The following is a 25,143-nucleotide window of genomic DNA, read 5'->3' as shown; positions in this document are numbered from 1 at the left end:
CGCCTGTTTAGCCACCTCGCTCAGTTCGGCCTCGATCTCCTCGACGGTGGGGAGGCTGCCTTTGAGGTCGGCGGGTAGGGCTTCGGTGAGTTGCTTCTTCCAGTCGGCCACGCCGATGGGGCGCGTGAAGCCGCTCAGGGCGTATTCGGCGATGATCCGGTCTTTGCCCTTGCAGAGCAGCAGGCCGATGGTCGGCTTGTCGTCGGCATGACGCAGCAGGTCGTCCACCGCGCCCATGTACATGTTCAGTTTGCCGACGAATTCCGGCTCGAACGGCACGGCCTTCAATTCCACCACCACATAGCAGCGGAGTTTGAGATGGTAGAAGAGCAGGTCGAGATAGTAGTCCTTACTGGAGAACTCCAGATGCACCTGCCGCCCAACGAAGGCGAACCCGGCACCGATCTCGAGCAGGAACTTCTGCACATGGTCCACCAGCGCCTGCTCGACCTCGCGCTCGCGGCGGGGATCGGCGGTGCCGATGAAGTCGAAGAGATAGGGGTCTTTGAATACCTGCGCGGCCATGTCGGAATCGGCGGGCGGCAGGGTGAGGGCGAAGTTGTTGACGGCCTTGCCCTGGCGGAGATGAGCTTGGTTCTCGATCTGAAGGCAAAGGACTGGCTGGGACCAGCCGTTGGCGATGGTTTGACGGGCATACCACTGTCGGGTTGGCGCATCGCCAAGCTTCTCCAAAAGAGCGATGTTCTGCCACCAGGGCAATTGTGCAAGGGACCCTTGCACAATTGCCCGGTCAGGCCAGGCGTCGGCGAATTTCCGCATGTACTTGAGATTGCGCGGGGACAGTCCCTGCATGTCCGGGAATTCTTCCCGCAGGTCGGCGGAGATCCGGTCAATCACCTTCGCCCCCCAGCCCTCACTCGCCTGGCGGGCCAGAATGATTTTGCCGATCTCCCAGTACATCAGCACCATGGCCGCATTGGCGGCCATGGCCACGCGTACGCGCTCGGTGCGTATGCGCGACTTGATCTCGGCGAGCGTTGCAGCGTAGTCCGGCGGCATACCCACATGTGCCGGTGGCACAGGGAAAGAAGCGCCTTCGCGTGTGCGCCCGCGGCCGGCACGGGCCGGCACGACTTCGCCGGTTGCGGTCCTCGTCGTGAGCGCGGCATTCTTCTTACTCGCCATAGCCCAGCGCCTCCAGATTCTTGCGGATGGCGGCATCGAGTGCCACGCCTTCGGCCATCTGCTCGTATAGCTCCCCTGAAAGCTCGGCCATCTTCTCTTCGAACGGAACGCCATCGTCCTCTATCTCTTCCGCGCCGACATAGCGGCCAGGTGTGAGGACGTGACCGTGCGCTTCAATTTCCTTGAGCGTGGCGCTCTTGGAGTATCCAGCCTTGTCTTCGTACTTTCCCGCGTTTTGTTCGCCACGCCAGGCGTGGTAGGTGCGGGCAATTTCCACGACTTCATCGTCTGTGAGTTCACGATGGACGCGGTCGGTCAGTTCACCGAGCTTGCGGGCATCAATGAAGAGTGTCTCGCCATGCCGGGCGCGAAATCCATGATCCTTGTCTGACCCCTTGTTCCGGGTGAGAAACCAGAGGCAGGCAGGGATCGGCGTGGTGTAGAAGAGTTGACCGGGCAAAGCGATGATGCAGTCCACCATGTCGGCCTCGATAATGGCCTTTCGGATGTCGCCTTCGCCAGAGGTGTTGCTGGTGAGCGAGCCATTGGCCAGCACAAAGCCAGCAGTGCCGTGCGGTGCGAGGTGGTGGAGAAAATGGAGAATCCAGGCATAGTTGGCGTTGCCGCCGTCCACCGCGAACGTCGAGCCGTCCTTGCGTTTGCGTTCGCCGCCGGGCGGCAGGGAGAACTGGGCGTTGCCGGAGGGCTGGTCGAAGCGTCGCCAGCGGACATCGTTCTTCACCTTCGAGTAGCCCCAGTCCTCCATGTTGAACGGGGGATTGGCCAGGATGTAGTCGGCCTTCAGGTCCTTGTGCTTGTCGTTGAGGAAACTGTCGCCCCATTCGATCTTCCCGTCGATGCCCCGGATCGCCAGATTCATCAGCGCCAGCCGCCATGTGGTGTTGTTGGATTCCTGACCGTAAATCGAGATCTCACGCCGGACAGCGGGACTGACTTTGGCTTTCTTGCCGTTGCCGTTGCTGGAGGCGTGCGACTGAACGAATTTGGCGGCCTGAACGAACATGCCGCCGGAACCGCAGCAGGGGTCGAGAACGCGGCCCTTGTAGGGTTCGAGCATTTCGACCAGCAACTTGACCACGCACTGCGGGGTGTAGAACTGTCCGCCGAGCTTTCCTTCGGCGGCAGCGAACTTTCCCAGGAAGTACTCATACACCCGGCCCAGAACGTCCCGCTCGCGGGCCTGCTTGTCACCCAGGCCAATGGTCGCGATCAGGTCGATGATCTCCCCAAGGCGGGCCTTGTCGAGCGCCGGGCGGGCGTAGTCCTTGGGGAGCACGCCCTTGAGCACCTTGTTGTCGCGTTCGATGGCGGCCAGGGCGTCGTCCACCAGTGTGCCGATCTCGGGACGCTTCGCATTCTTCTGGAGATAGGGCCAGCGTGCTTCCGGCGGCACCCAGAAGATGTTGTCGGCCAGGTACTCGTCACGATCTTCGGCCACGCCGTACCGCGCTGATGCTTCCTTCACGTAGTACTCGCTCTTCGGATTGGCGGTCTCCTGGCCAAGGAGGTCGTATTTCTCCATGAACGCGTCAGAGATGTACTTGAGAAATACGAGGCCAAGAACGACGTGCTTGTACTCGGATGCGTCCATGTTGCCACGCAGCTTGTCTGCCGCCGCCCAGAGCTTGTCCTCGAACCCCAGGTTTGCGCTTGTGGATGTAGGTGCTTTCGCCATTACGCATTCTCCTCAATGCAGTTCCGGCCCCTGTCGGTCAGCCGGTATTTCTGCAGTCGGCTGGTGGGTTTGTCAGGGATGGTCAGTTCAATCAAACCAGATCCCATCAGGGGGGGCCAGAACTTGGTGCCGGAACTTGGTGCGGTCAGAGCGTCCGGCAAGGGTCATGAGTTCGACCAACGTGCTGTCGGATAGGCACTTGCGCAGGATTTCGACTTGGCGCCGACTTAGTGCCGACTTGGTGCCTTCTGGGCCCTTTGACTGGGCCCCGACTGGCCCCCCCACGACAGATGTCGGCCGCCAGAGGGTCTGTATGAACTGGCCGCGTTCCTGCCGGAACTCAGGCGGCCGCAGCTTGGCCGCTTTGCAAAGACCGATCATGTCGAGGATGCCGGTTCCCGCTTTCTCGATGTGCCGCGTGAGGAAGAGTGGCTCGGCGAGAAGCGGATTTCGTGGAATCGAGGCATGGGGAAGCCGTAGCGACGCGGGTGTGAGCGACGGCGGCAACTCGCCGGGGGTCCAGACTTCCAACCGGTCGGCAAAGAGCATGACCTGAACGGAGGCGTTGGACGCATAGTCGCGGTGCGCGACGGCATTGACGATAGCCTCGGCAACGGCCGCGCGGGGGAACTCGTAGGTCACGGGAGCCTGCGAGCTCTCCGCGCGGGTGCCGACCGATGCCGCGATCTTCGACATGACGAATCCCAGCGCCTGATCCACGCACCGATCCACCTGATCCAGATAGACCTTGTCAGCGCGACGATCAACAGCGGGCATGTCCTCGAATAGGAACACATCGAAGAACCGGCCCAAGAGAGCGTCGCCGAGTATGTAGCTCTTCAGCGCCCGGCGTTCTTCGGCCAGTTCCTTCTGCACACTGCTGATGAAAATCGACTGCTTCATGCACGATCCCCAGAGGCGTTTCCGCCGGATTTGTGGGACGTGACGGCGTTTGTGCCGCTCTTGACCCACTCGTCAATGGCATCCTGGTGGAATCGCCAACGCTTGCCCACCTTCTGGCCCGGAAGTCTTCCGTCCTGGAGGAGCTTGTACAGCGTTGATCGGGAGATCTTGAGGTACTCCGCCAACGCTTCGATGGTCATTATCTTGTCAGATGGTTCTGCCATGTATGTCTCCAGCGCCGCACGCCTGAGTACCCCGCACCCATCGCCCAGACTGGCGATGGTTAGTATTCGGCGCAATCTCGTGAAAACTGCGCATATATTAGCCGTTGTTGGCGGGTGTTGGCAAGATGAATGGGGGAGGGCACATAGCCGACTACGGTGCCGGAGCGGGTTGGCGCCTTTACGGTCTCTTCTCCGCCAACACTGCCTTCGCGTGTCGCGCGTAGACGCCGCGCGGGTCATCCGCGTACGCCTGCAGGACGGCCTTGCCCTTCCCCTCCCAATCCCCCAGGCGCACCAGCGCGCGCGCCACCGCGATCTCGCGCAGGCATTTGGCCCGTTCCACATCCGAGGCCTTATCGGCGTGCCCCGGAATCTCAGGAATAGTCGGACCGATCGTGAAGGCGTTCCCGCGGATGCCGGGCTTGTCCAAAACCGCAGCCAATACCCGCGCGGCAGCCGGGTCACCCAGCTTCTCGAACGCCATGGCCACGGCCCGGAAATGCGAGAAGGCGGACGCCTCGGTCAACGCCTCGGCCTTCGCTTTCATCGCAGTGAACGCCTCCTGCACCCGGCTCCGCCCGAGAGCCAGGAGGTAGAGGTCCACCCAACTGACACTACGCCCGAACTGACTCATCCCTTTGAATTGCCACCCCGCGTCCCACTCGGATGCCGCGACCTTGGCGATCAGCGTCTCGCCTCCCAGCGGATTGCCCATGATGCCGAGAACCAGCGCGTAGGACAGCTTGGCCGTCTCCGCCGTCGCTTGGCGATAAGCAGCCTCCAGCAGCGGCATCGCCCGCTGCGGCTCGGCCAAAACCACGGCCACCGCCTCGTAGTGGTTGGTCAGGTCGGCGATCCCTTCCACAGCCTTCCGGATCTGCGCATCTGGAAGCGGATAAGAATCTTGCGCGGTCAGCACCGAGGGGTCGAGGTTCTTGATCTCGACGAGGTGTTTTTGTAGAGCCTTGACGTCAATGGCGCGCAGCGGCACCTGGTTCTTCACGGCCATGGCCGCCGCATAGCCTGCGGCGTAGCCTGCGTTCTGGATATCGGCCTGCATGCGTAGCACGGGCATGGCATCGCGGTGCGCGCTCACGCCCAGCCCGATCACCAGCAGCCCGTCCAGCCGCTTCGGAAGCATCGCGCGGTAAGGGAAATTCGCGGCGAAGAACTTTTTCCGGCCGAAGTCGGCGATCAGGAAGTTCTCGTGCACCGTGTAGCCGTGCGAATCCAAATCGCTGTGCGATTGCATCACCGTATCCGCATGGGTGCGGCGGTTGACCACGTCGGTGGGTGTGATGTAGAACGCGCCCACCAGCCTGCGCCGCTCGCGGCTGTTGACGTTCTGGGCCTGATCCCACAGGGTCTCGGGCAGCGACACGCGCGAGCGCAACGCGAAGAAAGAGAGGTCCGCCGCATCGGTTTCATCCACGAACCCGATGTCCGAGTTCGCGTTGCTGTCGCCCAGCCGGCGCGGCGCGTTGCCCGCGCCCTGAATGGCGATCTCGTCGTCCCGCAGGTACTCGGTCTCTTCGCCAGCCGCCGCCGCGATGTCCGCGTTGCCGGTTCCGTCAATCACCGCCTTGGCGCGGATCACCCCGCGCCGCCCGTCCGGTGTCACCACGATCACGCCAGTCAGCGTGTCGCCTTCGCGCACCGCGCCGGTGGCCAGCGTTCCGTACCAGATGTCCACGCCGTTCATCCGGCACTGGCGGCGGTACCACTCGGACTTGCCCATCACCTTGACCTTGGCCATCTTCGCCACACCCGCGTCGATCTCTTGGGTGAAGCCGCAGATGTTGCCATAGTAGTAGGAGCCGATCAGCCCCACGGTCTGCACGCCACCCATGTGATACAGGTATTCTCACACGATCACCTTTACGCCCTGCCGGCCTGCCGCGATCGCCGCGGGTGAGCCGCCGGTGCCCGCGCCGATCACCAGCACGTCGCACGACGCCAGTTCCGGCAGCTCGCGCGCCTCGGTTGGCACCGTCGCCGATGATGTGGCGATGTAGCTGACACTGATTGTCCCCGGAATGTCCTGCGCCCGCACGCCCTCCGCCGGCCGCGCCGTGACGTTCGCCGCCAGACGCACGCCCGTGAGCGCCCCGCGCGCCTTGGCCTCTTCCGCCGCCGCCGCTCCGATGCGTTCGCCCACGGTCATCGCCCGGGCGGGCTCCAGCAGCGCCCGCGCCACGGAACGCGGCACGTCGGCCATGGCGCCGAGCACGAAGACGTGCGGGAGACCTTTGGGCCGGAACGCGCCCAGGTCCATCGTGGCCGCATTCGTCGCCGTATCCGTCACCGTCTTCTCGCCCACAAGCGGATTCGGAGGCACGAAAAACAAGCGGTCCGCGCTGTCCAGCACGCTCGGAACAAAGGTCAGGTCACGGGCCTTTTGTTCGATCGCCGCCAACGACGCGGGCGAGTCATCCGTCATGGGGAGCGCGATCTCGCACGCAAAGAGACGGCCCTCTTTTTTTTCTTTATCTTTGCCCGGCGCACCGCTCCGGCGGGAGAGCTCCGTGACCGTCATGCCGTCGGCCTTGGGCGCCTCGCCTGCGATCACCATGCGGCTGAAGGTGTACGTGCCTGCCGGGAAAGGCCGTGCCTGCGCGCCAGCCATACGGCAGACCTCCGCGCGCTCGGTGGCGTCAATCACGACCTTGGCCACCACCGCTTGCCGCCCGCTCTTGTTCGCCACCACCGCGCCCGCGACGTTGCCGTCCGCGTCGAGGAGCGGCTCCGTCGCGAAACACCCTGTCAGAAACGGCACGCCCGCCTGCAACAGCGCCGCGTCAAAGGTCTTCTTCACCTTCAGCGGATTGACCTCGCGGAGAGCCTGCTGCGTTCCGGACCCATAAAGCGCCCTGCACAGCGCTGTCTCCGGCTCCGCATCCTCCGCCCGTAGCAGACGCAGCGTGCCCGCGATATCGTCGCCCAGATACGGGCCGGCGCCGCCAGAAACACCGACGCCCCGGAGGCCGCCGCTTTCTGCGCCGCCTGCACCGCCCCGCTGCCGCCGCCGAGCACGAGCACGTCCACCTCTTGCAGCACCGTCATTTCACGCGGAGCCTCGACCACGGACGCCACACAGGCCAGTCCGCACGCACTAATCCCCGCCACTATCAGAAAATCGCGCATCGCATGATCTTTTGTTATTCTGTAATCTGAAAACAAGGATTGCCTGACAAGAACGGATTACTGTCGCACCAGTTTCACCCGTTCCAGTTGCAGTCGGTAAACCCCATTATCATCCGCGGCCGGTTCCCCAAAACGCGTCACATGGATCTTCACGCGCCGCACTTTCGGGTAACCGATCACGGTATACAGGTCAATCGGAAGCCCCTTTGCGTCCGGTGCCGGACAATTGGTAAACGCCGCCACCGTCGCATATTCATCCAGCTCTGTTCCGATCTGGACGGAAAAGTCGCGCGGAAAGCCGGCCACTCCGCCATCCTTTGCCGCTGAATCGCTGCGTGGAAGCAGCACAATCCCTTCGAGCGTGGCCTCCTCGCCGAGATCGAGCACAACCCACTCCTGCCCCACAGCCCCCTCATGCGCTCCCGAACTGTAGCCCTTACTGCCCTTATCCGATTCTGGTGCCACCAGTTTCGCCACGCCCCAGCCGCCTTGTTCATGCGAAGAGGATGCCGTAACCTGGATTTGACTCTTTCTTGCCTCCTGGGTGATCCGCACCGGCTCTGCTTTCGGGGCTGCCAAAATGCCGCTCACCTCAATTTCGTAAGCGCCTTTGCCCAGTCCGGTCAGCTTGCCGGGCTTACCGTTAACCAGGGCCGACTCACCACCCGGCAACACCACATCCGCCTCGGTGCCATCGGGAACGGTCAGCCGCAGCCGTAACCCTGTCTCCTTCTTTTCCCAGCCTGCCTCAATAACGCCGTGCGGCGTCGGCACCCGCCCCCGGGCCCAACTGACCTCCTGAACCGGCAAGGGCCGCACCTGGAAACGACGGAACCCCGGCTCCAGCGGCACGACGCCCAAGATGTACGCGCTGAAATGGTAAGCAATCGCCGTATCCGGATGCGATTCATCATGCCACCCGCGCGTGCCCATCTTCATGCACTCCGTGGTTGTAGTCGTCCCCTCCCAACTCGGCTCCAGCAGTTTCATCCAGTTGTGCTTATAGATCGCCTTCACGCCCTGTTGCCCGTACCCGTACGTCAAGAGGCCGCGACTTGCCAGTCCCTGAAACTTGCCATGCGCGATACGCCCGATACTCCTGGACACGCGCGCCGCCTGGGCCTGTGACAACACTCCCATGGAAAGCGCCAGCGCGTTGGCCTCCGCACCCGAACCACGCTTCTCAACCGCCTCGCAAAACAAACCCCGCTGCTCGTCCCACAGATGCTCAAACAACGCGCGTTTGACCGCCTCAGCCTTCTCCCGCGCCGCCGCCGCATCGTCCTGATAACCCAGCCGCTCCGCAATCTTGCCGGCATCCGAGAAAACGCCCCACAGCAGAATGTTCATGTAGGCGCGCTTGCGCACATCGCCAAGCTCCAAATTTCCGGCATGCTTTGAGGTGGCGCGATCCTGGATAAACAACCCGTCAGCCCCGATCTTGCTGCCCAGATAACCGAGCAGGCGTTTCAACGCCGGATAAATCTCCTTCAACGTGGCCACGTCGTCCGTGTAGAGCAGATGGTCCCAGGCGACCGGCACCAGCCAAGCGGCAAATTCGTCCGATGGAAACGGTCCATACTCGCCCGAAACCGGCGGAACGTCTCGCTCCGGATAAGGACATGCGTGCACATAGCCTTCTGGCGTCTGATTAAACGCCAGCATTTTCAACGAATCCCGCATGTACGTCGGCTGCGCAAACGCGTAGTACGCATTCCGCTGCGCAAAATAGAGGTCACCAGACCAGACCAGCCGGTCCCGTTTCGCGCCGTCCGCCACAAACGACAGTGTCCTGGCAAACTGCCACTTCGACAGGTCGCCCGCAAAATCATCCGCAAGCAGCGTCTGCCCACTGCCGTCCTTAACGCCGATAGAATCAAACAGCGGCCACTTCTCTTTGGGCGTGTAAAAACCCACCCGCCCTGTCAGGAACGTCTCGTCGCGCGTCTCATCAACCACCACGCCATCCAGCCGCGTGGTCATCAGATTCTTTCTCGCCTCGATCTTCAGGTTATACCGGACTCCGTCCGTCAGCGGCCCGGCGAGCTTGCGCTCGCTCAACACCGTGTCCACGCCGCCCTTTCGCAGGATCAGCCGAAAAACCCCATTCAACGCAAACTCAACCATATAGGCATTATCCGCATCCTGCGCACGGAACGCGACGCCCGCCGCCGAAACGTGGTGCGGATTGGTTCGCAACTCGAAACAGGTTTCAACCGTCACATCGCCCCACCCTGTGCCGGCCACGCTCAATCCGATATCTTTACCCTGCTCCAGCTTGCGCGGCAGCAGCCAGCCATCGACGGTCTTCCAGGCATCATGATTCGGAAACGACGCAATCTGCATCGTCCAGATGCTGATCGTCCAGAGCCGGTTCAGCGCCTCGTTACTGCAAAGGAAATAGCCGTCATGCGGCGAGCGGTCATACACACCGCTGTTTACCAGCACAACGGAATCGATATCCACCGTTGTATCCGGGCTGTCCACCTGCACCCGCACATACCGCGTCTGCCCCTGGAGCAGCGGCGCAATAAAAGCACCCGTTCGCGGGATCGAATACACTTCATGGCGATTGATATTTGCAGGAAGCACCGGCAGGTCCACCGCCGCCCCCAGGTAACGCGCACTCGTCTCCCGCGTAAAATCGCCCTTCTCGCCCATTCCATCCGGATGACACGCATAGGAGAGCCGGACAACCGGCACCCCGTTTTTCGCGGTCACCGTGAACACCGCATAACCGCCCACACTCTGCTTCCCGAAATCCAGCACCACCACCGGCTTCACGTCGCCTTTCTCATAGATCAGGCGACCGCTCCGCCCATCCTCCGCCAACATTGCCTCAGCGGACTCGACCTTCCCCTCCTGCCGCGACACGCCCACCGGACCGACCCGGTCGGACTTCGGCGTCAGCACCAGCGCCGATGCCTCTTGAAGCCAGCCGTCACCAAGAGCCGCCGCCGGGCTCTCCGCCCGTAAGGCCGCCGCACCCATAACCACCATCAGCGCGCTGATCATCTTGCGCATGGAAACGCCTTTATATAGAAAAAGACAGGGAAATACATCTGGCACGGGTCAATTGTAGCAAATAGTATCCAGCCTGGGTGAAAATCTTTTCCATCAATCGAGTTCCGACCATCATGATAATCTCACACGGACCTGACACCAGCCTCATGTGTGGGGTGCATAATTGAGTGTGGAAATAGAGACCAGACCGCAAAAAGCCGGCACAGGGTCGGCTGATGAAACTGCGGAACTCGGGAAAGGGGAATCGCTATGATTCGGGCCGATCTGCATCTGCATTCGCGACACTCCAAGCATCCCGGCGAGTGGGTGCTTCAGCGCTTGGGCGCACAGGAATCTTACACGGACGTCGAAGCTGTCTACCGCGCGTGTAAAGCACGCGGCTGCGCCTTTATCACGCTGACCGACCACAACACCATTGACGGCGCGCTTGAGCTGGCGGCGCTTCACCCCAAGGATTGCTTTGTCAGCACGGAGGCGACCGCCTATTTTCCCGAGGACGGGTGCAAAATCCACATCCTATGCTATGGGATCACCGCAGCGCAGTTTGAGGCGATCCAAAAGGCGCGGGAGAACATCTACAACTTGCGGGACTATCTGAGGCTGGAGAGAATCGCCTGTTCGGTCGCGCATGGGACGTTCGACGTCAACGGACGGCTGACCGTGGAGCATCTCGAAAAGCTGATCCTCCTGTTCAACACCTTCGAGTCGGCAAACGGCACGCGCGGGGAGTCGGGAAACCGGCTGTGGACTGAGGTTCTGCGCAGCCTGACACCCGAGACCATCAGCACGCTCGTTGCCAAGCATGGGCTCGATCCGTGGGGGGAAGAGCCGTGGCGTAAAGGGCTTACCGGAGGCTCGGACGACCATGCGGGGTTGTTCTTGGGAGAGACCTACACCTTGGCGGAAGCCGATTCGGTCGAGTCGCTGCTGGATGCCATTCGCGGTCGGCGCACGTTGGCAGGAGGGCGCCTGGGGGACCACAAGGCATTGGCCTACGCCGTTTACAAGATTGCCAGCGAATACACGCAGGTCAAGGGTGGCGTGCGTGGCCTGCCGGGGATGCTCTCGTCCATTCTGTTTCAGAGCGAAGGTCCGGCGCTGCGAGAGCGGATGGCTATCAAACGGCTTGGTTTTCGCCGATCCGCGCGCGATCAGATGATGGCGCAATTTCTCAAGCGCTTGATGGAGGTTGCCAAGGTGGGCCCGACACGCGGGGCCGACTGGCAGGTGGAGCAGGCGTATGACGCCTTGGCGACGTTGGTCGACGCATGCATACGCGAACTGGTGCAGTCTGTTCAGCGGGGCCTCTCAGGGGGTGAGGCACCCGACCTGTTCCAGCAAATCGCCACCGTTATCCCGGCCGCTGTTTTCTCTGCGCCGTTTTTCAGCACGTTGCGCATGCTCAACCAGAACCGCACGATCCATGCGGAACTGGTGGATCGGTTTAAGCTTGCAGGAGCGGGTTGTTCCGTCCGAACGCTGTGGTTCTCTGACACCGTCTCGGATCTGAACGGCGTCTCCGTCACGCTGCGTGAAGTCGCGGCTTGCGCCGCGCGGATGAACCGCCCGCTGGGCGTGGTGGGGTGTCTGACGGACGAAGAACAGGCGCTCAGACCGGCCGGACTGATCAACCTGCCGTGCGTCTGCTCCTTCACGCCCCAGTTCTACGACGCCCACACGGTGCGCATCCCGTCCCTGCTGCGGGCGATCGACATTGTGGCGGCGTGCAATCCTTCCAAGATCATTGTCTCGACTCCGGGCCCGGTCGGGCTGGTCGGCTTGCTGGCCGGGCGGCTTCTCGGCATCCCTTGCGTCGGGGTCTATCACACCGACTTCACCAAGCAGGCGGAACTGATTACCGATGATCTGGGGGTCGCGGGGATGGTTGATGCCTATCTGCGCTGGTTCTATGCGCGAATGGATGAGATACGCGTCCCCACTCAGGCCTATATCGACAAACTGGCGGAGCGTGGCTACCCCCGCGCGCAGATGCGGATGCTCCGCCGCGGCTTGGACCGCGGCTTCAGCACGGTGGCGGATGCGGCGCTCACCGAGGCTCAGCGGTTGTGGTTTCCAGCCGGTGGGCCGCCTGTCCTGTTGTATGCGGGACGTGTCGGCCGTGAGAAGAACCTGGAGCTGCTGTTCTACGTCTGCAGCGAGTTGAAGGGGCGTCGCATCGCGTTCAGGTTGGTCATTGCGGGCGATGGCCCCGATCTGGCAGCCCTGCGCGAGCAGTATGGCTCCGACGCGGGGGTGACGTTTACCGGACGACTTGATCGCGAGTTGCTCAAAGCCTGTTACGCCAGCGCCGACCTATTCCTGTTTCCCAGCACCAGCGACACCTTTGGCATGGCGGTTCTTGAGGCCCAGGCCTTTGGGTTGCCGGCGCTGGTGACCGATGTCGGCGGTCCACAGGAAATTATTCGGCATGGGAAGACAGGCTATGTGTTGCCAGCCGATGATGCCGAGCTGTGGGTTCGGAGTGCCATGCGCATCATCGAATCGCGCACGGTGCATCCCGAAGATTTTGGCCGTTGGCGGGCCGAAATCCGGGAAACGTCGAGTTCGCTCTATTCCTGGGAGGCGTTGGTGGAAGAGATGATCGCGCCTGCAACGGAACACGGTCGGCAACGAGCGGCCGGCGCGCGTGATCTCGAGAATAACAGAAAAAACGCCCCGGAACGGCTCGCAATGGTGTTATCGAACTGAAGTCACTCCCGCGACACCTCAACCGAGCGTAACGGTGAAACCCACGAAACACACGAAAGAGAAGGTTCTTCTTCGTGTGTTTCATCACCGTGTCTTAGGTTGGCCGTGTCGGCCGGTCAGGCGCTAGCGCAAGCGGGCGGCGCGTTCGACTTGCTCAATGTAGCGCTGCACATCCTCACGCGGCTTCAATTCGTGGGCGCGCTTCAAGAGCGGCAGCGCCTCCTGGTACTTGCCGTTACGCACCAGCACCTGCGCGTGACGCAACCGCGCGTCGGCCTCAGACTTCTCGATGCCAGCGGCCCGCTCGAAGTAGAAGATGGCCTGCTGCATATTCGTCGTCGCGTGGTATTGCCCCAGTAGAATCAGCGCGTCGCCGTCCAAGGGGTCCAGACGGACAATCTCTTCGAGGATACGTGCCTGTTCTTCGCCGGCTTCATTCTTGAGTGCGGCGAGGCGGGCCTCCAGTTTGAGCATGCGCTTGCGCGGCTCGGGGTCCACGTCTTTTCCGGCGCGGGTGCTCACCGCCTGGAGCAGACGGTGAGCCGCTTCGGGGGCCGAGCGGCTGACCAGGATTTCGACATTGCGGAGGTGCCGCCCAATGTCCGGTTTGGGGTCACGGGCCAGCGCGCGCAGATAGGCATCGCCCGCCTGATCGAGGTACTCTTCATTCACGTAGATGTCGCCCAGGGTGTGCAGTGCGGGCACGGGTGTCTGTTCCGAGAGATCCAGCAGTTCATAGATCTCGGCGGCCCGCAAGGGCTGTTTCAGGCCGAGGTAGGCGTTGGCCTGAAGGAGCAGATAGTCGGCTTTGTCAGGCTCCTGGCGCAGCAGTTCATCGCACAGGGTGATCGCCTCGCCGAAATTCTGCTGCTTGAACAGCACGCGACACAGCCCGAGCTTCCAATCCTTGGTCTTTGGCTGGAGCATGAGTGCGAGCCGGTAGGCGCTTTCGGCAGAGACAAACTGATCGAGTGACGCGTAGGCATAGCCGAGAAGCCCGTAGGTAAGCCCGTCGTTCGCGCCGAGTTCGATGCTCTTGGTCAGCGGCTCGACCGCAGCCTCATACTCCGCCTGGCGGACGCAGATCAAGGCCAGGTTCTTATGGGCCCGCTGGAAGGATGGAAACTTGGTGATGGCGGCCTGATACCCCGTCGCCGCGTTAGTCAGGCGGTCCTCCTGAAAGTGGAGGTTTGCGAGGGTGAAGTCAAACACGGCGCTCGCAGCGGGCGTGCAGCTCTTTTCGAGGAGGGCGATGGCCTTGGAGGCACCGTCATCCTCGGCCATCAGCTTCATGACCTTCTCCATGACCTCCTTCTCGACTACGGTGACGCGCGGCTCGATTTCGCTGCGCATTCCGTACGACCCCATGAACGCCTTCTGAAATGCCGGTTCTCTCCAGAACGTTGCGGGCTGCTCGATCCATTCGTCCGCCGAAGCCATGCCGCACACCGCACTCATTATGACTAAAAGTGACAGTCTCATCCGTTATCCCTTTCTGTTTTCCGCCCGCTGTTCTTTTTCGCACGGGCAAACAAGACTCAAAACCCTGAACCCTCTTTTAAAGCGCAAACGTGATGGGCACCCGCATGCGGAATTGCACAGACTGGCCCCCGACCTTGCCCGGTTCGAACCGCCAGCGTTTGATAGCGCCCAGCGCGGAGGCATCGAATGCCGGGTTATCCGATTTCTGCACTTTGGGGTCTTTCACCCGGCCGTCCTTATCGACGATGAACACGATATGCACCGTTCCTTGCAGTCGCTTCTTCTTCATTTCAGGCGGATAGCCCGGCGGGGGCTGAAAGATCGCTCGGGGCGCCTGGTCAAGATCAGCCAGCGAGAAAATGTCTTCAGCCGCCTGCATGCCTGCGCCATCCGCGCCCATCGGTGAGAGTTTGACCGCAAAATCGCCGCCCAGGCCATCGCCCATACCGGGATTCAACGCCAGTTCCAACTGGGACAGATCGAGCGGCGGTGCCGCTTCGGTCAGTTCGGGCGGTGGCGGCTCTTCAGGAGGCGGCTCGGGCTTCTCCTCTTCCACGGTTGGGGGCGGCGGAGGCGGCTCCACGGCATCCACGGAGGTCAGATTGAGATCTGTCCGTTCCTCAGCCCGTCCGATATTCTCAAGAACGGGCAGAATGAGAAAAATCGCCACGGTGAGGGCCGCGCCGAGTAGAAGGGCACCGCCCGAGACGAGCAGTCGGCCCAACGGGCCGCTGCCCCGCCGATGTCTCTGTCCGAATCTCATGTCCCCGTTGTCTCCCGGCTTGTTGCCAGGCTCACTTTCAGTGCGCCGCCCAATTTCGCCTCGTCAATCACCTTCACCAGCAGGCCGGACGGAACGCTCTGATCGGCCTGGATGATGACCGGCAGTTCCTCTTTCTCCAGCATCCGCTTGACGATCATCTGCACCCCGCCAAGGCCGATCTCCTGTCCGCCATAGACCACCTCGCCCTTGGCCGTGATCGCCAGCAAGACGCTGTTTTTCTCCAGATTCACGGAAGATGCGGCCTGCGGTTTGTCGACCTCCACGCCCGTCTCGTCGACAAACGTGGTGGTCACTATGAAGAAGATCAGCAGGATGAACACGCAGTCAATCAGGGGGGACATGTCAATGCCGGCCGACTCGCCCTCGTCATTGCCAAAACTTCTGAACCTGCTCATGGAACCTCCGATACCGGTTGTCCAGACACGGCTGCGCGGCCGGCCCGGCTTTGAAATTCACGCATGCACAAGGTCTCCACATGTGCGACCACTTTTTCGTAGCGCTGAAACTGGCGCGTCAGGAAGAACTGCAGGAAGAGACCTGTGAGCGCGACGACCAGACCGGTTTCGGTGGTGATCAGCGCCTCCGAGATGCCGGTGGAGATGATGCCCATGGTCTGGTCGCCGCCCCCGCCCGTGGCCAGGCCACCGAAGGTGGTCAGCATGCCCGTAACCGTCCCGAGCAGGCCGAGCAGCGGCGCGGTCGCCACGCAGACCTTCATGATCTGCAGGCGGCGCGAAAAGGGGCTGATCGCTTCGCTGGCGAGCAGGCTGAAGAAGGTTTCGATTTCATGCAGTGTCGTACACGACATGGCGTCCGCGATGATCCGCCCGATCGGCCCCCGCGGGTGCTCAGGCTGCAGAAGCCAGCGCCGCCAGGCCCGGTTCGGCGCCGCCCGCGCCCCCAGCAGGACGAGTTCAGTGGTTGCGCTCAGGCCGAGACCGTACATGATCAAGCCGATCACAGCCAACGGAATCATGGCCCAGCCGCCACCGATCCACACCGGCAACGCTTGCTCCACCCAAGGTCTTAGAATCATTGGAATATGATCAAGCCACGCTGTCATGATCCCCGTCCCACTGGCCAGTGGCCCGTTTCCGTTTCCAGTTCCCCGCTCACACCTTGCCGATTTCACCCATGAAGCGAATGGCGATCTGCTCCATCCGGTCTCCCAGCCCTTTGGCCTTGCGCGAGAGGAATGCGTGCACCATCACCGCTGGGATGGCGATATAGAGTCCGAACTCGGTAGTGATCAGGGCCTCGGAGATGCCTGACGAGAGCACTTTGACGTCGCCGGAGCCGAACACAGTCATCAGCTTGAAGGTGCTGATAATGCCGGTGACGGTTCCCAGCAGCCCCAGCAGCGGGGCACACGCGGCCGTAACGGCGATGAAGGGGAGCCACCGGTTCAGTCGGAACTTCGCCTCCAGCATCTTCTCGAACATCGCCTCTTCGATCAGCTCTTTCGGCTGGTCCAGGACCTCGCAGCCCGCCCGCAACATCTTTCCGGCCGGCCCGCGAATCTTCTCTGCAAGCGATTTGCAGAGCGCCTGGTTGTTCGATTGGGCCGCATCGAGGAACGCGGCGAGCTGTTTGGCGCGCGGCATGGGCACGGTGACCAGACCCAGCCATTTCAGCACGGCGACGAGCAGCGCGCAGCAGAAGAGGGCAAGCATCGGCCACATGACCGGTCCGCCTTTCAGAAAGTGCTCTTTCAGCGTCTCCTGTGTCTGCTCGATCTTGCGCGCATTGCCGAGCGACGCGTCGAACGGGAGCGCCCCCATCCCTTCGACCACCACCTGTTTGGCCTGGGCGGTATGGGCCGGGTCTGAATAGGTCTCTACGACGGGGATCAGCGAGCCGACGCGCTGGTTGGCCACGCCGATGAGGGCGCCGTCGTCCGAAACAAAGTAGGCCAGCGGACCGAAGAGCAGGAACTTGCCGTGCTTGACCAGTCCATCCTCGCCGGCCGCCCGCCCCTTGAAGGTCAGGCCGCCTGACATCTCCTCCAGCCGCGCCAGGCTCATCAAGAGCAAGCACAGTTGGTCGTTGAACGCCCCGCCCGGGTCGTCAAACAACCGCTCCTGCGTGCTTTTCACCAGATCGAGCGCGTCGCGGTACTGTTCGAGTTCGCTGACGTGCAGACGTGTCTCGAAATTGCGCGCATACTCGTTGATCAGGCTGGAGAGGTAATTGCGCTCGGCTTCGCGCTGTTTGATCTCGTTGCGCAGTGTCGCCGACTCGAGCGTGCCGCTGTCGGCCTGCCGTTTGACGGCATCGTACTCGCGCCGCAGTTCGCTCAGCGTCTGCTCCGCCGCAGTGAGCGAATGGTTCAGCGGCAGTTTCTCTTCGGCGATGGATCGGCGCAACTCCGTCAGCCGCTGGCTGTAGGCCGCCAAACGTTCTTGCATAACGGTTGCGGCGGCGGATCCGATTACCGCGCCCCCCGTCCCATCCGCCCCCTGCGCCACCGCCAGGGCGGCGCACCCGCAAACCATTCCGATACGAAACAGCGTCTTCATACGATCTCCTGATAGGTCATTATTTCTGTGCGCAATCGGTTCTTAGTGAGCCTCGACAGGCAGCGACACGAATGCGGCCGGCTTCTCGCTGCGATAGATGCCCAGCACCTGGGCGATGGTGGGTGCGATGCCGTTGTGCTCCTCCCATGCCCAGGTTCCCAGCGGGCCGAGCTTGCCGATGCCGGCCACGCCGCTCTTCTCATTGACGTAATAGGCCTGGCAAAGGCCGACATAGAAGACTGTCGCCTCGACGTGGCGACCGTCGGCAAGTTTGCGCACCTCGCCCGAGACCGCCAGTTCACGGGCCGCCTTGTTCAGTTCGTTGAGCGTCCCAATCACGTTCTGATAGCGCTCGGAGAGTGTCAGCTTGCTCTCAAGCGGATTAGCGGGTATCCGTTGACTCAGGGGTGCCACGCGATTGCGCACCGGTTCGGGGGTCCAGGGGAGGATGGCCAGCGTGCGCAGTTCGAGGTGTTGGAGGTCTTGCTGCAACGGCTTGAGGCCCGCTTTGAGCGCCTCATTCTGGGCCCGCAGCTCGGCGGCCTTGGTCGCCGCCTCGGCCGTCTCCTGGCGCGTCTGAGCAATCTTCTCTGTGAGCGCCTCGGATTCGCGCCGGATCAGCTCGATCCGCTCCGTGACCAGCTCCTTGCCGACGCGCCAATCCTGTTCTTCGCGCGAGATCAGCCGCTGCGTCTCCAGCCATTTTTCCAGGTGCAACCGCGCCGTCTCGCGATCATCCTGCGCCCAGGCGACGGTCGCCGCAAGCATGAAAACCGCGTAAATGAATTGAGGTTTAATCATAGTGCTCCTTGTTACCATTCACATGCGAGTGAGACGCTGTATTCGCGACCCATCGTGTAACTGCTTCGAATCGCCTCGCCACCCTTCTCCAGTCGGTACTCCTGCTGAATTTCGGGGTCGAGGATGTTCTTGACCCGGAAACCCAGCGTCCACCGCCTCATGAGCTTTTGCGAGAAGCCGAAATCGAGTGTGTCGATCTGGTTCTCGAAGACCATGGGCACATACCGGTCGCCGTTCACGCTATCGCCCGACACCAGCATGTCGCCTCGGCGGGTGAAGAAGAGGTTAAACGACGACCCCCACCCCTCGATGTCGTACATCAGGTTGAAGCCGAGCAGGTGATCCGGCTGCCCCGCCATGCGGCGCGTGCGACGTCCGCCGTATGCCTTGACGCTCTCGTACTCGTTCTTGGGCCGATTCACCGCAGACTCCATGCAGGCTGCGTTGGCGCTGATCGTCAGGCCCTTCGTCCAATCGATCCAATCGCCGATGTGCTGCCGCATTTCGAACTCGACACCGTCGATTCGTCCTTCGGGGTAGTTCACCGGCGTGATGAACACCTCGCCTTCCACGTAGCCGTTGTAGGCGCGCATATCGATCGGATTGGTGAGTTTCTTGTAGAAGTAACTGGCCGACCAGACCTGTCCGGCCGCCGGCATGTACTCTACACGCACATCGTAGTTCTCGACAGCGGACATTTTAAGCCTCGGGTTGCCGAAATAGGTCGGTGCCGCCGCGCTCTCTTTAAATTCTACTGGCATCAGTTCTTTGAATGTTGGACGCGCCACGGTCTCTGACCAGTTTAAGCGCAGATTCAGGTTCTCGATCGGCGTGATCTTGATTCCCACGGCCGGAAGGTTATCGGACTGGTCCAAATTAGGCGCGTACTGGGCGAGACTCTCATCCGTCTCGATTTTCAACTTATTCACGTACTCCGAACCGTTCTGATCAGTCTGCACTGTCAACACGGCGAAGTTGCTGTCGAATGCCCCTTTCGACGGCTTCATTTTTGCGGAGATCGCGGTGGACTCGACCCGCAAGCCTCCCTGCATGGAAAGAAACGAGGCCAGCGGAAGGTCGCCCATCACGTACCACGCCTGAATGTCCTGCGTGCCACGGTAGTCGATGTCCGAGTCGCCCTGCGCGACAAACCAGCCGCGTTTCAGATTGGGTGGGTCCTCCAAACTCGTATATCCAGTCAGGAACTCGTCAGACCATAAATCGTCAGGGCCACCCTCGTACTTGGAGCCTTCGTTACCGCTCTTGTACACAAAGGTGTCCTGCTTGTAGGTACGCACGACTTGGTCATCGAATAGGCCAGCCTTCAGATATCCCTCGTTTTCAGTCCACTGCACGAACGGGAACTTTTGGTTGAACGCATACTGCCAGCCTGACTCCTCGATGTCGCGCCAGCGGCGTTCCAGCGGATAAAGCCCGCCGCTCGGGCCGGACCAATAGCCGTTATTGTATACGTCCGAGAAAAGTCGGCGGTCTGGCTCGTATTGTGACGCGATATTCCGGCTCATTGACCAGTCCGATACCGGCCGCCGCAGCGTCAGATCGCGCCAGCCGAATAGCGGCATGTCCTCCGGCAGGAAGAACCAGGGGTGCTCGGCTTGCAGCATGGTTGTTTCGGTGGCGCGCTCCGAATAGTGCATGCTTTGCGAACGCCAGATCGTGCCCAAGCCGCTCTCGTAGTCGAAGGTGCTGTCGTCGATCGCGCGCGTGACTGTGTAGTCGGTGGCCTGCGAGCGCGTGTAGGTGAGTCCGATGTCGGTCCAGGGCGACTCGATCCCCACCATCGCAGTGCCACCCCACAGCACCGATTCCCGGCCGCGTTCGGTCCTGAACTCGGAAGCGCTCGATGCAAAATTCGGACGTCCGAATTCGAGCCCGTCTTCGACCTGCCGCGCCACGTAGTTGTTGTACGTGCCGTTAGCATATCCGGTCATGTCGTTCTTGTAGGAAAAGGTTCCCAGCGCGCCGATCCGCACGTCTTCGGCCAGCAAGACACTGTCACCCGCTGTCGCGCTCCAGCGGGTGCCGGGCTGCGCCGTTTTGTAACTGGAGCCGAAATCATCGGAGAAAGCCGCCGTCTGTTGGTCGCTCATCAACCATGAGTCGCGCCGCTCTTGCTTCTGCGCCTCTGTGTAGCGTCGCCAAGCCGAAGGCGAGGGGATCGACATCGCAGATCCAACTTCTCCGACGGGGAAGGGTTTGTCCAAGCCGCCGTCGCCCATACCCCAGTACGAGACCCCGCCTTCCTTGCTGGTCAGTATCTTGTTTCCGGTCATTTGATCGTTGTAAGACATGCCGAGGCTGGCCGCCAACACCGTCCGATCCGGAACGCGCTTGAGCCGGATATCCACGGCGCCGCCGCTGGCATCACCCTGCTGATCTGGCATAAACGTTTTATGCACCTGCATGCTTTCGATCATTGATGCCGGAAACTGGTCGAGCGGCACGGCGCGCTTGTCGGCATCGGCTGAGGGTAGTCGCACGCCGTTGAGCTGCGAACTCACATAGCGATCCGGTAAACCGCGCACAACGGCGAACTTGCCGTCTTGCACGGTCGCGCCAGCCACCAGTTTGAGTACGCCTGCCGCATCGCTTGCGCCCGCGCGTTTGATCGTATCACCGCTGACCCCGTCGATCGTGGCTGCGCTGGTCATCTTGAGTTCGATCAACGCGGTATCGCTTCCCGTGCTGATGTCAATTTCTTTGACGACGAATTCATCCATCTCGGTATAGACGGCGGTTAAAAACACATCTAGCTGTTGAACCGCACCGGGCGTCACCGTCACGTTGCGCATGAGCGTACGCTCGAACCCGGAGCGGCTGATCAGAACCGAATAGTTCCCGAAGGGAATCGATTCAAAGAAAACGCCCCCGTCTGGTCCCGTCACCGCCCGCTTTTCGCTTTCGATCACCGTCACCGTCACGTCAGCCAGGGGAACCAGCCAATCCTGATCCGTCACCTGGACGCGCAATGCGCTCGTACCAGATTCCTGAACCCATCCTGTGAACGGACTCAGGCACACCAGCACGGCCAAGAGCCGCAAAACCTGATCGCGTTTTCTGAGTAATGTCGTCCCCATGCCCACTCCTCTCATCCCGCTCACCACGGTTCACCAAGCCCTTCGCCAACGGCCCGCAACGACCGTTCGAGCTCGCCATCGGATACCTGGGCGCGCGCGAACACCAAGCAGACCTGCACCGCCGCTACTGCTCGCGGGCGCGCGTTTTTCAAGTCGGTTAGCGCCGTACAAGCCTCATGCCAGCGGGATGAGGCAGACGCGGTGTCACCCAACGCGTTCCACGCAACACCCAGCGTCGCAAGCAGACCGGGACGCTCAGAAGCCAATACCGCTGGATCTGACAACCAGCCGCCGACCTCATTCAGACGGACGTGAGCCCGCTCGGAGAGACCGGCTTGTGAGAGCAATCGGGCATAGCGAATCTGCACCGGCAGACGCATGTCGGCTCGAATGCCACCGAGGCGCGCATCGACTTCACCGCACAGCCGCAACACGAGGTTGGTATCGCCGAACCGCAGCGCGGTTTCGCCGAATTCAACCATTTTGTCGCAGGCAAGTGCCGGGTGGAGACTCTTAAAGACACGGGTCATACCGGCAAAGACCCGATCCCGGTACGCATCGGTCACGGCGTCCGCAGATGCTTTCTGGTATACGACTCGATAGGCGTCGACGGTGGAAGCGGCCGCATCGAGATCCAGCACCTGGTTGGTTACAGCCTCCAGTCTCACCAGCGTCTCAAGCAAGCTGGATCTGGCGACGCTGAGATTCATGAGATCGGGTAGCAGCGCGGCTTGATCTGCGGGTTCCAGTCGGTTCACATCGACAGCGCTGCTCCCCGTCGACGCGGGTCGCGCATGCTTCGCACGTTCGAGCGCAAGTTTCACACGACTGGCTTGCCAGGTCTCTAACGAGGGGTCATGCGCCACCTCCTCGGCCGCTGTTCGTAACCGATCACCCGCCATGAGCCGCTCGCTTTGATAACATCGGGTAGCCAGACGTGCCAGCAGGTCGCCCCGCCGCCACCCAGTGATTTCGCTTGCAATGCGCTGCGTCTGTTCATCAGAGCCGACGTCCAGCGCCACGGCGGCAATATCGGCAAGCGCCCGGTTGCGTTCAACGTCATGAAGGTCAGACGGTATCGTGCTCGCGATGTAACGGGCCGTTTCGCACCACACATTATCGGGTTGAGGCGCGGGCGGGCACGAAGAAGCCCCGTCGCGACGCGAGGCACAGCCAAGCGTCGCAAGCAGGGCCGAGAGAACAGCGAGACTCAGGCATAAGCGCGTAGAACAGAACATAAGCTATCCTTTGGATGCAGAACGGCTATCCTGAAACATGATAGAGCACCTGTTAAAGGTGGCCGGAGTCACGCGTCCGTGGCTCCGGCCTTGTACCGCGCAGGACAGCTAGGCGCGGTACAAGCAGTCTGGCCTTATTCAGCCACAACTTTGTAGAACTTGGTGGGAACGCCGACCACGCCGAAGTCGGCGAGGGTCATGTTGGTCTTGTCGGCCACGATCGCCTCGGCTCCTGCAACCGGCGTCCACGTCGTCTTGTTGTTGCTGGCGAACAACGTGTAGGTCATGCCGACCTCGGCATCGAATCCGACCGAGAAGGCCGCCTGGTCCACCAGCAGATCCGCGCCGCCGTTTTTGACGAGCATGCCGGAGGTGTAGAGAGCGGACCAGCCGTCCAGCCAGGTGTCGCCCGTCGGGGCGAAGGCGCCGTAGTAGCGTACGGGCGTCGCGAAGCCGTCATCCTCAGCGGTGTAGGGCGAGGTCGCCCAGGCGCTGACCGGACGAGGGTCGATCGTCTTGATGTTGTTGAGCAGGCCGTTGCCAACCGTCGGCATCGGACGAGCCGGGTCGCTCAGCGACTCACGCTCCATGTAGCGGATCGGCAGCGCGCCGGTCAGGTTCCAGTTCCATGCCGCCTCAATGGTCACGTCGCCGCCCGCACGCTTGGCGTTGGCGCTGGTGGTCTTGCAGATCAGATGGGCGTTGTTGCAGTTGTAAACCACGAAGTTGCGGAAAGCCGTCTGCGTGGCATTGGTCGACTGCGACTGGTAGTAGTATCCCCTATTAGCCAGCGCGCCAGCGCCCGGCGTGTGCGTCGGGAAGGCGTTCCAAGCGGCCGACATACCCTCAAAGGAGTCCGGCTTGGCGTTGTCGCTCTCGATTGCGCAGAGCATCGAGTCCACGTCCATCACCAGGCAGTTGAAGAACTGCGCGCGGCAGTTGTCGTCCAGGTGGAAACACTCGCTCGATGTCTCACTGCCGCTGATCCCCGTGCCCCCCGTGCCGCGATAGCGGTTACCGATCACAGTGACGTTTTCGTAGCGCTGCAGGCCCCAGGGGCGGTTGTCATCGCTGTTTTCGACGCCGTCCATCTCGAAGGCATGGTTGGCGATTCCGGAACCGGCCACGCTGTCGGCGTCGCAGAAGCCCTGCATCACGAAGATGAACTGGCCGCGGCCGCGATAGCCCTGGTCCACGTCGAACGAGTCGTCGCCGACGTTGATGATCGCGATGTTCTTGGTGTTGACCGTGCCGCCGAAGAACTCGATCCCGTCATCCAGATTCCCGATGACTTCGACGTGGTCGATCTGCGTGCCGCGCCCGACACCGCACAGGGTGATGCCGTTGATCTCGGAGGCCTGCGCGAAGCCGTAGCCGCCGTAGCGGAGCGAGACGTAGGAGATCACGCCGCTCGAGTCGTCGTCATCCGCGCCGCCGTACTTGGTCTGGCCCTGACCCGGATCGGCCAGGCCTTCAGCCAGTTTCTCGGTCTCGACCAGGGGGCCGACGTCCGCCGCCGCGTTGACGGTGCAGTAGGCCTTGCCGCAGATCACCAACCCGCCCCAGCGTTGTGCCTTGTCAGGCAGGCCGGCGGTCGGGTTGATCGTCTTGTAGTCGTTCAGCACGTCGGCGGGGTCCACCCACGGAAAGTTGTTGTCATCCATGTCCGTGAAGATGATCGGCTTGTCTTTGGTGCCCTTGGCCATGATCTTGCTGCCGCGCGTGATGAACAACGCGGTCGGTTTATTCCCCGCGTTCGCGTAGGTCTCCCCGCGGATGACCGTGCCGGGCTCGATCGTCAGCGTCGCGCCGTTCGTCACGAATATGACGTTCAACAAGATGTACTCGTTGGTGGAGACCCACTTGGTCGAGGCCCCGATGCTCTGCGTGACATCGATAATCGCCGCTTGCGCGACTCCGATCAGGGAAATCACAGAGACGAGCCCTGCGATCACATTCTTTGTTACGTTCATGATGTTACTCCTTGTTGGTTTGTGCCGCGTGTTGCCCGCCAAGTGTCAATCGGGAGCGCTCGCTGCTGGTGTTTGTGTGCCACGTACTGGCCATCGGTCGTGTCAGACCGGATGCGTTCGTTGCGGGGACAGTATCGATAACGTGTATGAGACCAATATTGGTTGCACGTTAGATTTTTGTGTGCGTGAATGACTGATCAGCATGGACGATGCGTCGAAATGCTCATCAAACTCTAACACGGGCAACACAGATTCCCAATACGCAGATGCTGTAATGAAAACAGGTCGGGGCCATAAGGGCACCCGCAACTTAAGAGGAGGATCGAATGAAGAGACATGTGATACTAGCGGCAGTTATGACAGCGGGGTGTGCGGCTGCGCAGGCGCAGGATGCGCTGACGC

Annotated in this window: 17 protein-coding genes and 1 pseudogene; 1 reads left to right on the top strand and 17 read right to left on the bottom strand. The window is 61.6% G+C overall.

The features are described from left to right. From FJ222_06810 to FJ222_06775, 8 genes and pseudogenes are all read right to left on the bottom strand, one after another. Positions 1-1,020, bottom strand: a 1,020-nt coding sequence (locus tag FJ222_06810; protein MBM4164133.1) for a DUF1016 domain-containing protein, incomplete at its 3' end; no start/stop codon positions are given. A gap of 115 nt (positions 1,021-1,135) precedes the next feature. Further along, positions 1,136-2,842, bottom strand: a complete 1,707-nt coding sequence (locus FJ222_06805) for an SAM-dependent DNA methyltransferase (GenBank protein MBM4164132.1) — start codon at positions 2,840-2,842, stop codon at positions 1,136-1,138. Beyond that, positions 2,842-3,745 (bottom strand): annotated as a pseudogene (locus FJ222_06800) (DUF4062 domain-containing protein). The gene FJ222_06805 and the pseudogene FJ222_06800 overlap by 1 nt, the downstream one beginning before the upstream one ends. Further along, positions 3,742-3,969 (bottom strand): helix-turn-helix domain-containing protein, encoded by a 228-nt coding sequence (locus FJ222_06795; GenBank protein MBM4164131.1) that lies wholly within the window; start codon positions 3,967-3,969, stop codon positions 3,742-3,744. The pseudogene FJ222_06800 and the gene FJ222_06795 overlap by 4 nt, the downstream one beginning before the upstream one ends. Before the next feature lie 178 nt (positions 3,970-4,147). Continuing rightward, positions 4,148-5,818 carry an FAD-dependent oxidoreductase gene (locus FJ222_06790; GenBank protein MBM4164130.1) on the bottom strand — a complete coding sequence of 557 codons (1,671 nt, stop codon included), beginning with the start codon at positions 5,816-5,818 and terminating at the stop codon, positions 4,148-4,150. A 15-nt stretch (positions 5,819-5,833) separates the two neighbouring features. Beyond that, positions 5,834-6,784 (bottom strand): FAD-dependent oxidoreductase, encoded by a 951-nt coding sequence (locus tag FJ222_06785; GenBank protein MBM4164129.1) that lies wholly within the window; start codon positions 6,782-6,784, stop codon positions 5,834-5,836. Between the two features lie 2 nt (positions 6,785-6,786). Then, positions 6,787-7,113: a hypothetical protein gene (locus FJ222_06780; protein ID MBM4164128.1), complete on the bottom strand. Its 327-nt coding sequence runs from the start codon at positions 7,111-7,113 to the stop codon at positions 6,787-6,789. A 57-nt stretch (positions 7,114-7,170) separates the two neighbouring features. Beyond that, the gene (locus FJ222_06775; protein MBM4164127.1) at positions 7,171-10,137 is read right to left on the bottom strand and encodes a hypothetical protein; all 2,967 of its coding nucleotides are present in this window, start codon (positions 10,135-10,137) and stop codon (positions 7,171-7,173) included. Positions 10,138-10,386: 249 nt separating this feature from the next. Between FJ222_06775 and FJ222_06770 the strand changes: the two genes are divergently transcribed. Further along, complete coding sequence (locus FJ222_06770; GenBank protein MBM4164126.1) at positions 10,387-12,846, top strand: glycosyltransferase; 2,460 nt, start codon at positions 10,387-10,389, stop codon at positions 12,844-12,846. Between the two features lie 123 nt (positions 12,847-12,969). Here the strand turns inward: FJ222_06770 and FJ222_06765 are convergent, their stop codons facing one another. The 9 genes from FJ222_06765 to FJ222_06725 form a co-directional block, all read right to left on the bottom strand. After that, a complete protein-coding gene (locus FJ222_06765) occupies positions 12,970-14,328 on the bottom strand; it encodes a tetratricopeptide repeat protein (GenBank protein ID MBM4164125.1) in 1,359 nt (452 codons plus the stop codon). Between the two features lie 76 nt (positions 14,329-14,404). Beyond that, a complete protein-coding gene (locus FJ222_06760) occupies positions 14,405-15,091 on the bottom strand; it encodes an energy transducer TonB (GenBank protein ID MBM4164124.1) in 687 nt (228 codons plus the stop codon). Beyond that, the gene (locus tag FJ222_06755; protein ID MBM4164123.1) at positions 15,088-15,507 is read right to left on the bottom strand and encodes a biopolymer transporter ExbD; all 420 of its coding nucleotides are present in this window, start codon (positions 15,505-15,507) and stop codon (positions 15,088-15,090) included. The genes FJ222_06760 and FJ222_06755 overlap by 4 nt, the downstream gene beginning before the upstream one ends. After that, positions 15,504-16,175: a MotA/TolQ/ExbB proton channel family protein gene (locus tag FJ222_06750; GenBank protein MBM4164122.1), complete on the bottom strand. Its 672-nt coding sequence runs from the start codon at positions 16,173-16,175 to the stop codon at positions 15,504-15,506. The genes FJ222_06755 and FJ222_06750 overlap by 4 nt, the downstream gene beginning before the upstream one ends. A 49-nt stretch (positions 16,176-16,224) precedes the next feature. After that, positions 16,225-17,631, bottom strand: a complete 1,407-nt coding sequence (locus FJ222_06745; GenBank protein ID MBM4164121.1) for a hypothetical protein — start codon at positions 17,629-17,631, stop codon at positions 16,225-16,227. Between the two features lie 42 nt (positions 17,632-17,673). Continuing rightward, positions 17,674-18,450 (bottom strand): DUF3450 domain-containing protein, encoded by a 777-nt coding sequence (locus FJ222_06740; GenBank protein MBM4164120.1) that lies wholly within the window; start codon positions 18,448-18,450, stop codon positions 17,674-17,676. Continuing rightward, positions 18,444-21,545: a TonB-dependent receptor gene (locus FJ222_06735; protein MBM4164119.1), complete on the bottom strand. Its 3,102-nt coding sequence runs from the start codon at positions 21,543-21,545 to the stop codon at positions 18,444-18,446. The genes FJ222_06740 and FJ222_06735 overlap by 7 nt, the downstream gene beginning before the upstream one ends. A 5-nt stretch (positions 21,546-21,550) precedes the next feature. Then, on the bottom strand, positions 21,551-22,768 hold the full coding sequence (locus FJ222_06730) for a hypothetical protein (protein ID MBM4164118.1): 1,218 nt from the start codon (positions 22,766-22,768) through the stop codon (positions 21,551-21,553). Between the two features lie 134 nt (positions 22,769-22,902). Beyond that, on the bottom strand, positions 22,903-24,741 hold the full coding sequence (locus FJ222_06725; GenBank protein MBM4164117.1) for a hypothetical protein: 1,839 nt from the start codon (positions 24,739-24,741) through the stop codon (positions 22,903-22,905). Positions 24,742-25,143: the final 402 nt, after the last annotated feature.

It is taken from the genome of Lentisphaerota bacterium, from assembly GCA_016873675.1.
GTDB lineage: Bacteria > Verrucomicrobiota > Kiritimatiellia > RFP12 > JAAYNR01 > VGWG01.
Note: the sequence above shows the minus strand (reverse complement) of the source record. Positions and strands in the feature narration are given on the sequence as shown.

What these genes read in the sequence shown, in the direction of transcription:
- FJ222_06805 (MBM4164132.1), bottom strand. Translation starts at nt 2,842, where the DNA reads ATGGCGAAAGCACCTACATCCACAAGCGCAAACCTGGGGTTCGAGGAC.
- FJ222_06795 (MBM4164131.1), bottom strand. Translation starts at nt 3,969, where the DNA reads ATGGCAGAACCATCTGACAAGATAATGACCATCGAAGCGTTGGCGGAG.
- FJ222_06790 (MBM4164130.1), bottom strand. Translation starts at nt 5,818, where the DNA reads ATGGGTGGCGTGCAGACCGTGGGGCTGATCGGCTCCTACTACTATGGC.
- FJ222_06780 (MBM4164128.1), bottom strand. Translation starts at nt 7,113, where the DNA reads ATGCGCGATTTTCTGATAGTGGCGGGGATTAGTGCGTGCGGACTGGCC.
- FJ222_06775 (MBM4164127.1), bottom strand. Translation starts at nt 10,137, where the DNA reads ATGCGCAAGATGATCAGCGCGCTGATGGTGGTTATGGGTGCGGCGGCC.
- FJ222_06770 (MBM4164126.1), top strand. Translation starts at nt 10,387, where the DNA reads ATGATTCGGGCCGATCTGCATCTGCATTCGCGACACTCCAAGCATCCC.
- FJ222_06765 (MBM4164125.1), bottom strand. Translation starts at nt 14,328, where the DNA reads ATGAGACTGTCACTTTTAGTCATAATGAGTGCGGTGTGCGGCATGGCT.
- FJ222_06760 (MBM4164124.1), bottom strand. Translation starts at nt 15,091, where the DNA reads ATGAGATTCGGACAGAGACATCGGCGGGGCAGCGGCCCGTTGGGCCGA.
- FJ222_06755 (MBM4164123.1), bottom strand. Translation starts at nt 15,507, where the DNA reads ATGAGCAGGTTCAGAAGTTTTGGCAATGACGAGGGCGAGTCGGCCGGC.
- FJ222_06750 (MBM4164122.1), bottom strand. Translation starts at nt 16,175, where the DNA reads ATGACAGCGTGGCTTGATCATATTCCAATGATTCTAAGACCTTGGGTG.
- FJ222_06745 (MBM4164121.1), bottom strand. Translation starts at nt 17,631, where the DNA reads ATGAAGACGCTGTTTCGTATCGGAATGGTTTGCGGGTGCGCCGCCCTG.
- FJ222_06740 (MBM4164120.1), bottom strand. Translation starts at nt 18,450, where the DNA reads ATGGTAACAAGGAGCACTATGATTAAACCTCAATTCATTTACGCGGTT.
- FJ222_06735 (MBM4164119.1), bottom strand. Translation starts at nt 21,545, where the DNA reads ATGAGAGGAGTGGGCATGGGGACGACATTACTCAGAAAACGCGATCAG.
- FJ222_06730 (MBM4164118.1), bottom strand. Translation starts at nt 22,768, where the DNA reads ATGTTCTGTTCTACGCGCTTATGCCTGAGTCTCGCTGTTCTCTCGGCC.
- FJ222_06725 (MBM4164117.1), bottom strand. Translation starts at nt 24,741, where the DNA reads ATGAACGTAACAAAGAATGTGATCGCAGGGCTCGTCTCTGTGATTTCC.